Origin of the sequence: Streptomyces sp. NBC_00258, assembly GCF_036182465.1 — a bacterium.
Classification (GTDB): Bacteria; Actinomycetota; Actinomycetes; order Streptomycetales; family Streptomycetaceae; genus Streptomyces.
In genome coordinates this window covers 3,856,636-3,868,806 of the sequence record NZ_CP108081.1, presented here as the reverse complement: position 1 = coordinate 3,868,806, position 12,171 = coordinate 3,856,636, and the positions used below count along the sequence as shown (strand labels likewise).

The following is a 12,171-nucleotide window of genomic DNA, read 5'->3' as shown; positions in this document are numbered from 1 at the left end:
TTCCGTGAACCGGGGCGTGACCCGGGACAGGCCCGCTCCGTTCACCTGTGTGGCGCAGCCCGCGGCCGGGCCGTGCCATCGCATCGACCCCGCCCTTCCGGAGCCCCCCACACCCCGCTGAGCGCGCACTCAGCGCACGGAGCACAGAAGAAGCCGCCCCATGCCCCTGCCCACCCAGTCCTCCACTCCGCACGACAACCACCCTCTGACCCGCAGGCCCGCACAGTTCCCCATAACCCCCGGCGGTGCCACAACTCCGAAGGCACCCCTGTCCCTGCCGCCCGCCACAGCGAATCTGCCCCCCGCGCACGGCGCGCTGATCTGTGTCGCGCTGCCCGGGCTCGCGATCTCCGCGGAGCACGGCCAGCTGACCGGACAGGGGCTGGAGGGCTTCTACCGCGCGGGCCGACGCATGCTCTCCCGATGCCGACTGCGCGTCGCGGGGCGGGAGCCGCTCGCGATCCAGGCCCGGATGATCGCGGCCGACCAGGCCCGTTTCGTGGCGACCCTGAGCCTGTCCGCCGACGGCGGCCCCGACCCGGATGTCATCGTCGAACGGACGCGATACGCGGACGGCACGGAGCGGATCACCCTGCGCAGCGCGGCCCACCGCCATCTGCGCCTGCCCGTCGAGGTGTCGCTCGGCACGGACCTGGCGGAACTGGGCGAGGTCGCCTCCGGGCGAGCCGGTCCTGACCTGCCCGCCAGCGTTCACGACTCGGGCATGCGATGGTCCTGTGCCACTGGGCACTCCGTCGTCACGGCCAACCCGCAGCCCTCGGACGCACTGGCCTCCGCGGGGCTGCTCCGATGGGAGCTCGACCTGCAGCCCGGCGACACCCGAAGCGTGGAGCTGAGGGTACGGCCGACCGGTGCGGGTCCCATCCGGGCCGTGGCGCGCGCTGCCACGAGTCCGCTTGCCCCGGCACGGGCCGTGAGCGACGACCCAAGGGCCGAGGCACTCCTGCGCACGAGCATCGAGGACCTCCAGGCGCTGTTGCTGCGCGACCCCGTGCATCCGTCCGACACCCACCTCGCGGCCGGCGCGCCTTGGCGGTGCGGCATGGCACCGGCCGATGCGCTGGCGGCGGCGCGCATGACCCTGCCGCTGGGCACCCGGCTCGCCGCGGGGACCCTGCGCACCCTCGCGCGCACCCAACTGGTGGGCGCGGGGCCGCGATCCGGACTGCTCCCAGGGCCGCGACGGCATGCCGGTACGCATCTGCCACCGAGCTGCACGGGCGAAGAGGCGACCCTGCTGTTCCCCGTCGTTCTTGCGGAAGCCAGGCGCTGGGGGCTGCCTGAACAGGAGACCGAGGAACTGCTCCCCGTGGCCGAGCGCTGCCTGCAGTGGCTGCGGACGGCGGTCGGCGACAGTACGTATCTGTCCGACCCACGCCCCGGCGGACCGTGGCGCTGCGAGACCCAGGCACACGCCCACCGCGCCGCGCTGCTGGGCGCCGATCTCCTCGACGCGTACGGCAGGGGAGGCGGCCCCGAGTTGCGGGGGTGGGCTCGTGGGATGAGGGCCGCGTTCCAGGAGGACTTCTGGATCGAGGACAGGGGAGGCGGTAGACCGGCCGCGGCCCGTCTACCGGACGGACGGATCGTGCCGCACCTCGGTGCGGCCAGTGTGCACCTCCTCGACACCGGGCTGCTCGACGCGGGCGCCCCTGCCCCGGGGTTGCTCGACAAGGTGCAGACGGAACAGCTGGCGCGGCTGCTCGGCGGGCCCGTCATGGACTCGGGCTGGGGACTGCGCAGCCTCGGCGCGAAGGAGGCGGCGTACAACCCGTTCGGACATCGGGGCGGGGCCGTGCGGGTCCACGAGACGGCTGTCGCCGTCGCGGGACTGGCCGCCGCGGGCTACGAAAAGGAGGCGACCTCACTACTGAGGGGCGTGCTGTCGGCGGCAGAGGCCTTCGGGTACCGGCTGCCGGAGATGTACGCGGGGGAGCAGCGCACGGAAGGCGGTGCCCCGCTGCCGCATCCGGCGGCCTGTCGGCCGGCGGCGACGGCCGCGGCCGCAGGGGTCCTTCTGCTCACCACACTCGCCGGCATCCGTCCCGACGCCCCTGCCGGAACGGTGACGCTGCGGCCGCTCCGTGGTGCGCCCCTGGGCGAGATCGGGCTGACCGGCCTGCGCGTCGCGGGCGCCCCCTTCTCCGTACGCGTCAGCAGGCTCGGCCTCGCCATGGTCGAGGAGGCTGCCGACGGGCTCCAGCTGGGAGTGTGAGCGGGCGGAAGCCGGCGAGGGGCGGGTCGGCGGCGTCCCCGGCACCCGCACCGGAGAGCAGTGGATCAGCCACTGAAGCGACCGACGAAGGGACTGTTTATCGTCAGGCAGACGACTATGATCTCGACATGCCCTACGACCCGTCAGCCTTCCCGCCGTTTGCCGTCACCGTTGACCTGGTCGTGCTGACCGTGCGTCGCCATGCCCTGTGCGCGCTGGCGGTACGGAGGGGTGAGCCGCCCTTCCAGGGGCGGTGGGCGCTGCCCGGCGGCTTCGTACGGCCGGACGAGGACCTGGCGCAGGCTGCGGCCCGGGAACTGGGCGAGGAGACCGGGTTGTGCGCCCATGATCCTGCCGCGCCCGCGCAGGCCAACGGCGCGCACCTGGAGCAGCTCGCGACCTACGGCGATCCGAAGCGCGACCCGCGGATGAGGGTCGTCAGCGTCGCCCATCTCGCCCTCGCCCCCGATCTGCCCGCGCCCAGGGCCGGCGGAGACGCGAACAGCGCGCGCTGGGCCCCCGTCGAGGAACTGCTTCAGCGAGGCGGCTACGGCCGTGACGGCGAACAGGCCGCGCCGCTCGCCTTCGACCACGCGCAGATCGTGGCGGACGGTGTGGAGCGCGCCCGCTCCAAGATCGAGTACTCGTCGCTGGCGACCGCCTTCTGCCCGACGGAGTTCACGGTCGGTGAACTGCGCCGGGTGTACGAGGCGGTGTGGGGCGTGGCGCTCGACCCCCGCAACTTCCACCGCAAGGTGACCGGCACGCCGGGATTCCTCGTCCCCACGGGCGGTACGACGACCCGCCAGGGCGGCCGCCCGGCCCAGCTGTTCCGCGCGGGCGGTGCCACGCTGCTCAACCCGCCGATGCTCCGCCCCGAGGTCTGACGCCGCTCCTGGAGCGCTGCCGAGACGCAACCGCGCCAAGACGGGCATGGCCTCGAGATTCGTGCCGGGACCGGGCACGGCCCCGAGATCCGTGCCGAGACCTGAGGCCGCCCCGGGATTCTCTGTCCGGCCAAGTGGTCGGACGGGTACGGGGCGTGCCGTCCAGCGCGCTCAAGATGCCCGAAAAACCGTACATATCGCGCTATCTTGCTTCGGGTGATCCAGGCCATCGGACTGACCAGCAACGCCCGCAAGGAGCTTCCCCCCGCCGTCGACGACGTGTCCTTCGAGGTGCCCGCGGGCCGCGTCACGGCGCTCCTCGGGGCCCCGGGCGCGGGCAAGACGACGGCTCTCAGGCTCATGCTCGAACTCCAACAGGGCCGCGGAATCACCTACTTCAGAGGCCGTCCGCTGCATCGCATCGCCCATCCCTCGCGCGAGGTCGGCGTGCTCCTCGGGGAGGTCCCCGGCCATCCGGCACGCACGGTCCGTGGCCAACTCCGCATGCTGTGCGCGGCGACAGGTGTGCCGGCCCGGCGCGCCGACGACGTCCTCGAAGTGGTGGGCCTGGTCAGCCTGCGCGACCAACGTCTGAGCGCGCTCTCGCGCGGCATGGACCGTCGCCTCGGTCTGGCCTGCGCACTGCTGTCCGATCCGCACACGCTCGTGCTCGACGACGCCGCCGACGGGCTCTCCGCCCGCGAGGGCCGCTGGCTGCACGGGATTCTGCGGGCCCACGCCGCCGGGGGCGGCACGGTGCTGTTCGCCACGGGCGACCCGAAGGAGGCCGCGCGGACCGCCGACCGTGTCGTCACGCTGGAGGAGGGCAGGCTCGTCGCCGATCAGGACGTCACGGACTTCGCCCGCACCCGTCTCAGGCCCCGTGTAGCCGTCCGCAGCCCGCACGCCGCCCGGCTCGGCGCGCTGCTCACCAAGGAGGCCCGTACCACCCGACGCTCCGTGGAGGTCGTACGGGAGGACGGCAACCGCCTCTCCGTGTACGGCAGCACCTGCGCCGACGTCGGCGAAACCGCGTACCGCCACAGCATCCTCGTACACCAACTCGCGGATGAGATCGGCGACATGGGGCCCGTCCCCGCGCGGCAGTCGGTGAGTGACTCCCAGGAGGGCGAGCCGCCCGCGCGCACCGCGGAGGCGGAAGGCGCGAACGAACTGTCTCCGCTCCCGCCGCCCATCAGTGTCAGGCCGGGCTCCAGCCCCTTGCGGCCGCTGCGCTACGAGCTGCGCCGTGCGGCCGGGGTCGCCACCGGCTACCTCACCGCGGTCGCCGTGCTCGTCGCCTCCGCCCTGATCTCCTTGCTCCTGGCCAGAGCGGGACACACACCGCAGCCGCGCCTGCTCGCCGCGTGGCCGCGGGAATTCCCTCTGCCGCCCGCGGCGCTCGGCGCGGGGCTGCTCGGTGCCATCGCCTTCGGTGACGAGTTCCGCCATCCCGCCCTGGCCGCCGATCGCGGGAACGTCCCCCGCCGCCTGGGACTGCTCGCCGCCAAACTCCTCGTCGCCGCCGCCACCGCGCTGCTGCTGGCCGTCGCCGCGGTGGCTGTGGACGCCGAACTGCTCTACCTCGTCTACGGACGGGAACTCACCGGAGTTCCCGAAGACTGGCTTTCGCTGAGCGTGAGTTGGATCGGTCTCGTGGTGGGCTGCGCCTGGGCGGGCGTTCTGGCGGCGGGGATCTTCCGGTCGACGACCGCCGGACTCGCGGCGGTGCTGGCCGTACCGGTCCTCGTCGTACCGCTCGTACAGAAAGTCCTTGAGGGGCCGTCCGTGCGGACCGCCGCCGGGTTCTCGACCCGGCTGCGGGAGCTCGTGCTGATGCAGTGGCCCTTCGGGGGCGAGCGCTATCTCGGTGCTGTGGCGCGAGTGATCGCCCAACCCGTCGGCGGAGCACTGATGTTGTCGCTCAGCGCCCTGCTCTGCGCGTATCTGCTCACCACCCTGCGGAGCAGGGTCCGATGACGACCGTCCGTGCACACGCGTTCCCCTCGTGCGCGCAACTCCACACAGAACGCCCATTTCTTTCCGATAAGGCGTCAATTGCGACGGGGTGAGCGATCACCCTTTCGTGTGCTTTTCACCAAAGACCTCAAGGGAGTTGGAGACGGAGCCGACAAAGGATCCGTGAGTACCCTTGCGCACACCATGATGACCGCCGCCCGTTCCGCAGACTCCGGCCTCGCCGGCCCGGGCGAACTCGACCGCTACCCCTACGGGGAGGTCCCCGGCGCAGACCGCGTCAGCGCCTCCGTGTGGGACAGCACGGACCCGGAGCTGGGCCGCATGGGTCGGCGTGCCGCCGGCAGCCGCGGCCGCGGCCTGCATGGCCAACTGGTCCAGCAGCTCGGGCAGATGATCGTCTCCGGCGACCTGGGCGCGGACCGCCCGCTGGTGCCCGAGGAGATCGGCCAGCGGTTCGAGGTCTCCCGTACCGTCGTCCGTGAGTCGCTCCGCGTTCTTGAGGCCAAGGGCCTGGTCAGCGCCCGCCCCAATGTCGGCACGCGCGTACGCCCGGTCAGCGACTGGAACCTCCTTGACCCCGACATCATCGAGTGGCGGGCCTTCGGGCCGCAGCGCGACGACCAGCGTCGCGAGCTGAGCGAGCTGCGCTGGACGATCGAACCGCTCGCTGCCCGTCTTGCCGCCGGACATGGCCGGGAGGAGGTGCAGCAGAGGCTCTGCGACATGGTCGAGATCATGGGCCACTCCATGGCGCAGGGTGACGCGCTCACTTTCTCGCGCGCCGACGCGGAGTTCCACTCCCTGCTCATCCAGGTCGCCGGCAACCGCATGCTGGAGCATCTCTCCGGGATCGTGTCCGCCGCGCTCCAGGTGTCCGGCAACCCGGTCACGGGCTGTGACCGGCCGACCGAGGCGTCCCTCGGACACCACGCCCGCATCGTCGACGCCCTCGCCGCCGGCGACGGATCGGGTGCCGAGGCGGCCATGCGCCAACTGCTCACCGTCCACCCCGAGGTGGAGCGCGTCGTGCCCGCGCCGCGCGAGCACTGACCGCGCACCGCGGGCGGTGCGGTCGGTGGCGGGTGCCCCGCGTGGCATCGCTTGGCCGGCGAACCATCTGCCGCCGGACCCCCTGGATGCTTCTGGAATCCGGCGGGGTCCGGCGGCGCGATGGGGTACTGAGGTCATCGGCTGACCACCTCTGACCGCATCTGGGAGCTTTTGAGCACTTACGGGGTGTGACTCGGGCCACGCAGATTGGGCGTAACGCTCCACGGGGCAGCGCGATGACCTAAGAGGTGACAGCCGAGTGGGGAATACAGACGCCGTTCAAGGCGCTGTGACTCTTCCCGGCCCTCGCCCGCGCCGTCGGCCCATCCCCAAGTCGGCGGTCGTCGGCTCCTGTCCGTACCGGACGGGGCCGGAAGCCGTTTTCCAACGTTCCGAGAGGTTGTTCGTGTCGGCCAGCACATCCCGTACGCTCCCGCCGGAGATCGCCGAGTCCGTCTCTGTCATGGCGCTCATTGAGCGGGGAAAGGCTGAGGGGCAGATCGCCGGCGATGACGTGCGTCGGGCCTTCGAAGCTGACCAGATTCCGGCCACTCAGTGGAAGAACGTACTGCGCAGCCTCAACCAGATCCTCGAGGAAGAGGGTGTGACGCTGATGGTCAGTGCCGCGGAGCCCAAGCGCACCCGAAAGAGCGTCGCAGCGAAGAGTCCGGCCAAGCGCACCGCCACCAAGACCGTCGCGGCGAAGACGGCGACGGCCAAGAAGGCCACCGCCACCGCCGCCCCGGCGATGCCTGCCGCAGACGCTCCCGCCGAGGACGCAGCCGAGAAGAAGGTCGCTGCCAAGAAGGCGACGGCCAAGAAGGCCGTAGCGAAGAAGACCGTCGCCAAGAAGGCGACGGCGAAGAAGACCACCGCCAAGAAGGACGACGCCGAGGCCGTCGACGACGAGGCTGCCGAGGAGACTCCGGGCGCGGCCAAGGCCGGCGGCGAGGAGCCTGCCGAGGACGGTGCCCAGGGCTTCGTCCTGTCCGACGAGGACGAGGACGACGCGCCCGCGCAGCAGGTCGCCGCGGCCGGTGCCACGGCCGACCCCGTCAAGGACTACCTCAAGCAGATCGGCAAGGTCCCGCTGCTCAACGCCGAGCAGGAGGTCGAGCTCGCCAAGCGCATCGAGGCCGGTCTGTTCGCCGAGGACAAGCTGGCCAACGCCGACAAGCTCGCACCGAAGCTCAAGCGCGAGCTGGAGATCATCGCCGAGGACGGCCGCCGCGCCAAGAACCACCTCCTGGAGGCCAACCTCCGTCTGGTGGTCTCCCTGGCCAAGCGTTACACCGGCCGCGGCATGCTCTTCCTGGACCTCATCCAGGAGGGCAACCTCGGTCTGATCCGCGCGGTGGAAAAGTTTGACTACACCAAGGGCTACAAGTTCTCGACGTATGCCACGTGGTGGATCCGTCAGGCGATCACCCGCGCCATGGCCGACCAGGCCCGCACCATCCGTATCCCGGTGCACATGGTCGAGGTCATCAACAAGCTCGCGCGCGTGCAGCGCCAGATGCTCCAGGACCTGGGCCGCGAGCCCACCCCGGAGGAGCTGGCCAAGGAACTCGACATGACCCCGGAGAAGGTCATCGAGGTCCAGAAGTACGGCCGTGAGCCGATCTCCCTGCACACCCCCCTGGGTGAGGACGGCGACAGCGAGTTCGGTGACCTCATCGAGGACTCCGAAGCGGTCGTCCCGGCCGACGCGGTCAGCTTCACGCTTCTCCAGGAGCAGCTGCACTCGGTCCTGGACACCCTGTCCGAGCGTGAGGCGGGCGTGGTCTCGATGCGCTTCGGTCTCACCGACGGGCAGCCGAAGACCCTCGACGAGATCGGCAAGGTCTACGGCGTGACGCGCGAGCGCATCCGCCAGATCGAGTCCAAGACGATGTCGAAGCTGCGCCATCCGTCGCGCTCGCAGGTGCTGCGCGACTACCTCGACTAGGTCTCGGCCGTACGTCACGGAGGGCCCGGTTTCCCGCTCAGGGAGCCGGGCCCTCGGTCTGTGCGGAGTGCGGAGTGCGGCCATCTGGATCACGCTGGGTGTCTCATGACAACCCCAGAGTGAGGAGCGCGCATGCCTCGTCCCTTTGCCCGAGCGCTGGCCGTCGCGGCCACGGCGGCCGTCATACCGTTGGCCTGTCCGGCCCCCGCGGCGGCCGATGTCATTATCGGCGGCTACCCGGTCGAGATCTCCGAGAGCCCCTGGACGGTCGCCGTGTCCAGCCGTGACCGGTTCGGGGGTACGCGTGCCGGACAGTTCTGCGGGGGTGTGGTGATAGGCCGCTCGACGGTGCTGACCGCGGCCCACTGTCTGAGCAAGGAGGTGCTGGGCGCACCTCCACGGCAGGTTCGCGATCTGAAGGTCATCGCGGGCCGCGGGAATCTTCTGTCGGACGAGGGCAGGGAGATCGCTGTACGCGACACCTGGATCAACCCGCGCTACGACAGCTACACGAACGCCGGAGACTTCGCCGTACTCACTCTCGCGGAACCCCTCGCCGCGAGCGCGGTCATTCCCATGGCGGGCCCCGGTGACGCCGCGTACCAGCCCGGTACGGGGGCCGTGGTCTACGGCTGGGGGGACACCACAGGGAGCGGCGACTACACGACCGCGCTGCGGGCCGCGCGCGTACAGGTGCTGTCCGACGCGCTCTGCGAGGAGGCCTATCCGGGGAGCGTGGACGGAACGTACGTGGCCGCTTCCATGCTGTGTGCGGGGGAGGAAGAGGGGGGCCGGGACGCCTGTCAGGGGGACAGCGGCGGTCCCCTGGTCGCTCAGGGGCGGCTCATCGGCCTCGTGTCGTGGGGGAGCGGCTGTGGGCGGGCCGGGAGCCCCGGTGTCTACACGCGGGTCTCGGAGGTCGTCAGGACGCTCGGAGCGGGCCGCTGAAGGCCCTTCTGCGGCCCTTGGGGGCGTGAGCCGTCTCACGGCCGCGGGGAGCACGAGCACGGGCGGCCGCCCCTGGATGGGGGCGGCCGCCCGGTCACCGGCCTGTGCCGGAGATGGCTCGTCGTCTGCGCGAAGTGTCAGTGCTCTTCGTCGTTGGCGCTTGCCGGGGCGGCCGTCAACCGCTCCGTCTCGTCCTGTATCTCAGCGGCGATCTTCTTGAGTTCCGGCTCGAACTTGCGCCCATGGTGGGCACAGAAGAGCAGCTCACCACCGCTGAGGAGGACGACGCGCAGATATGCCTGGGCGCCGCAACGGTCGCAGCGGTCAGCGGCCGTCAGCGGGCTCGCGGGGGTCAGAACAGTAGTCACGTCGCCTCTTCTCTAGCTCGACGAGCTGTCGTACCAGGGTCAACATCCAACCAGGCCGAAAACGTTCCCGCTCGTGGCTCTTCCTCGAAAAAAATCTTTCCGAGTCGGCTGTCTGCTGCCGGTTGGCGGCGAATGAGCCGTATTGCGTGTCTTCGTGTCTTACGGGTTCGCGCTCTGTCAGGTTCAGTCCTCCCGGCTGGCTTGCCGGTTGTTCTTGAGGACGTGCCCGGAGCCTAAATGGTTCATGCCTGGAAGGGAACGTGATATGTACTTCACTCCAACGAGGGATCGAACAAGCATGCGACGCTGGTCTAGTCTGAGTTTCGGACGAGGGTGGCGTTACAACGGCTCTACCAGGCCTCGGTACCCTCGGAGCGGCGACCGAAGCCGGGCCCTTACCCAAAAGGGCCACACCTGAAATTCAGCGAGGAGCGAACCGCGTGACCGCCGAGACGTCCGTGCCGTCCACAGCGCTGCTGACCGGAGCAGACCGGGACGGTTCCAACTACACCGCGCGGCACCTGCTCGTCCTCGAGGGACTCGAGGCCGTGCGGAAGCGCCCGGGCATGTACATCGGGTCGACCGACAGCCGCGGTCTGATGCACTGCCTGTGGGAGATCATCGACAACTCCGTGGACGAGGCCCTCGGAGGCTACTGCGACCACATCGACGTGACCCTTCACGACGACGGCTCGGTCGAGGTGCGCGACAACGGCCGGGGCATCCCGGTGGACGTCGAGCCCAAGACCGGCATGTCCGGCGTCGAGGTCGTGATGACCAAGCTGCACGCCGGAGGCAAGTTCGGCGGCGGCTCGTACGCGGCCTCCGGCGGCCTGCACGGCGTGGGCGCCTCCGTGGTGAACGCGCTCTCGGCCCGTCTGGACGTCCAGGTGGACCGTGGAGGCCACACCCACGAGGTGAGCTTCCGCCGCGGCACCCCCGGAGCGTTCAAGGGGGACGGGGCCGACGCCGCTTTCGACGCGTCGGCCGGGCTGCGCAAGCTCAAGCGGATCCCCAAGACCCGCACCGGCACGCGCGTGCGCTACTGGGCCGACCGGCAGATCTTCCTCAAGGACGCGAAACTCTCCCTGGAGCACCTGCACCAGCGCGCCCGGCAGACCGCCTTCCTGGTGCCCGGCCTGACCATCGTCGTCCGCGACGAGTACGGGCTCGGCGACGGCGGCAGCAAGGGTGAGGAGTCCTTCCGCTTCGACGGCGGCATCAGCGAGTTCTGCGAGTACCTGGCAAGCGACAAGCCCGTCTGCGATGTCCTCCGCTTCTCCGGGCAGGGCACCTTCAAGGAGACGGTCCCGGTCCTGGACGACCACGGGCAGATGACGCCCACCGAGGTCACCCGGGAACTGGGCGTCGACGTGGCGATGCGGTGGGGCACGGGCTACGACACGACCCTGAAGTCCTTCGTGAACATCATCGCCACGCCCAAGGGCGGCACCCATGTCGCCGGCTTCGAGCAGGCCGTCGCGAAGACGATGAACGAGGTGCTGCGCACCAAGAAGCTGCTGCGCGTCGCCGAGGACGACATCGTCAAGGACGACGCCCTGGAAGGTCTCACGGCTGTTGTCACGGTCCGCCTCGCCGAACCGCAGTTCGAGGGTCAGACCAAGGAGGTCCTCGGCACCTCGGCAGCCCGCAGGATCGTGACGAACGTGGTCTCCAAGGAGCTCAAGGACTTCCTGACCACCACGAAGCGGGATGCCGCCGCGCAGGCCCGGGTCGTCATGGAGAAGGCCGTCTCCGCCGCCCGTACGCGTATCGCTGCCCGTCAGCACAAGGACGCGCAGCGCAGGAAGACGGCCCTGGAGTCCTCCTCGCTGCCGGCCAAGCTCGCCGACTGCCGCAGCGACGACGTGGACCGCAGCGAGCTGTTCATCGTCGAGGGAGACTCCGCGCTCGGCACCGCCAAGCTCGCCCGGAACTCCGAGTTCCAGGCGCTGCTGCCGATCCGCGGAAAGATCCTCAACGTCCAGAAGGCGTCCGTCACGGACATGCTGAAGAACGCCGAGTGCGGCGCGATCATCCAGGTCATAGGAGCCGGGTCAGGCCGGACCTTCGACATCGACGCGGCTCGCTACGGGAAGATCATTCTTCTCGTCGACGCCGATGTCGACGGCGCGCACATCCGCATCCTGCTGCTGACACTCTTCCAGCGCTACATGCGGCCGATGGTCGAGGCGGGGCGGGTGTTCGCGGCGGTGCCGCCGCTGCACCGCATCGAGCTCAGCCAGCCCAAGAAGGGCCAGGACAAGTACATCTACACGTACTCGGACCGCGAGCTGCGAGAGACAGTGCTGGAGCTCCAGCGCAAGAACGTGCGGTACAAGGACTCGATCCAGCGCTACAAGGGCCTCGGCGAGATGGACGCCGACCAGCTGGCCGAGACGACCATGGACCCGCGCTTCCGTACGCTGCGCCGGATCAACATCTCCGACCTGGAGGCCTCGGAGCAGGTGTTCGACCTGCTGATGGGCAACGACGTCGCCCCGCGCAAGGAGTTCATCTCCAGCTCCGCGGCGACGCTGGACCGCTCGCGCATCGACGCGTAGAGGGTCGCGCAGCCGGCTTGGCCGAGTGAGCCCGTCGGGACCGCGAGAGGTCCCGACGGGCGTCGGGCCGGGAGACCGGCCCGGTGACATCTGTGAGGGCGTCCGTGAGGGCGTCTCCACCCGTGGGTGGAGACGGGGCGCCTGAGGGATCCACCCATGATCCACCCTGGCTCCGATCTGCCGATCTGCC

Annotated in this window: 8 protein-coding genes; 7 read left to right on the top strand and 1 reads right to left on the bottom strand. The window is 70.2% G+C overall.

The window, feature by feature from the left end; all coding sequences use genetic code 11:
* The first annotated feature begins 160 nt into the window (after nt 1-160).
* The 6 genes from OG718_RS17185 (at nt 161) to OG718_RS17160 (ending at nt 9,049) form a co-directional block, all read left to right on the top strand.
* The gene (locus OG718_RS17185) at nt 161-2,236 is read left to right on the top strand and encodes a glycogen debranching N-terminal domain-containing protein (protein ID WP_328844541.1); all 2,076 of its coding nucleotides are present in this window, start codon (nt 161-163) and stop codon (nt 2,234-2,236) included.
* Between the two features lie 128 nt (nt 2,237-2,364).
* Nucleotides 2,365-3,123 (top strand): NUDIX hydrolase, encoded by a 759-nt coding sequence (locus tag OG718_RS17180; RefSeq protein ID WP_143638125.1) that lies wholly within the window; start codon nt 2,365-2,367, stop codon nt 3,121-3,123.
* A gap of 216 nt (nt 3,124-3,339) precedes the next feature.
* Entirely contained in the window at nt 3,340-5,103 is a 1,764-nt protein-coding gene (locus tag OG718_RS17175; RefSeq protein WP_328844540.1) for an ABC transporter ATP-binding protein, read from the top strand.
* Nucleotides 5,104-5,265: 162 nt separating this feature from the next.
* The gene (locus OG718_RS17170; protein ID WP_186001200.1) at nt 5,266-6,153 is read left to right on the top strand and encodes a FadR/GntR family transcriptional regulator; all 888 of its coding nucleotides are present in this window, start codon (nt 5,266-5,268) and stop codon (nt 6,151-6,153) included.
* Nucleotides 6,154-6,559: 406 nt separating this feature from the next.
* Complete coding sequence (locus OG718_RS17165) at nt 6,560-8,101, top strand: RNA polymerase sigma factor (protein WP_143638128.1); 1,542 nt, start codon at nt 6,560-6,562, stop codon at nt 8,099-8,101.
* A 132-nt stretch (nt 8,102-8,233) separates the two neighbouring features.
* Nucleotides 8,234-9,049 carry a serine protease gene (locus OG718_RS17160; protein WP_143638130.1) on the top strand — a complete coding sequence of 272 codons (816 nt, stop codon included), beginning with the start codon at nt 8,234-8,236 and terminating at the stop codon, nt 9,047-9,049.
* Between the two features lie 137 nt (nt 9,050-9,186).
* On the opposite strand, the gene OG718_RS17155 is transcribed toward OG718_RS17160, so the two are convergent.
* Entirely contained in the window at nt 9,187-9,417 is a 231-nt protein-coding gene (locus OG718_RS17155; RefSeq protein ID WP_055513118.1) for a DUF7455 domain-containing protein, read from the bottom strand.
* A 440-nt stretch (nt 9,418-9,857) separates the two neighbouring features.
* On the opposite strand from OG718_RS17155, the gene OG718_RS17150 reads away from it, so the two are divergent.
* Nucleotides 9,858-11,981 carry a DNA gyrase/topoisomerase IV subunit B gene (locus OG718_RS17150; RefSeq protein WP_143638131.1) on the top strand — a complete coding sequence of 708 codons (2,124 nt, stop codon included), beginning with the start codon at nt 9,858-9,860 and terminating at the stop codon, nt 11,979-11,981.
* Nucleotides 11,982-12,171 lie beyond the last annotated feature (190 nt).

Excerpts from the sequence above, each read along its gene's own strand:
- OG718_RS17185 (WP_328844541.1), top strand. The coding sequence starts at position 161 with ATGCCCCTGCCCACCCAGTCCTCCACTCCGCACGACAACCACCCTCTG.
- OG718_RS17180 (WP_143638125.1), top strand. The coding sequence starts at position 2,365 with ATGCCCTACGACCCGTCAGCCTTCCCGCCGTTTGCCGTCACCGTTGAC.
- OG718_RS17160 (WP_143638130.1), top strand. The coding sequence starts at position 8,234 with ATGCCTCGTCCCTTTGCCCGAGCGCTGGCCGTCGCGGCCACGGCGGCC.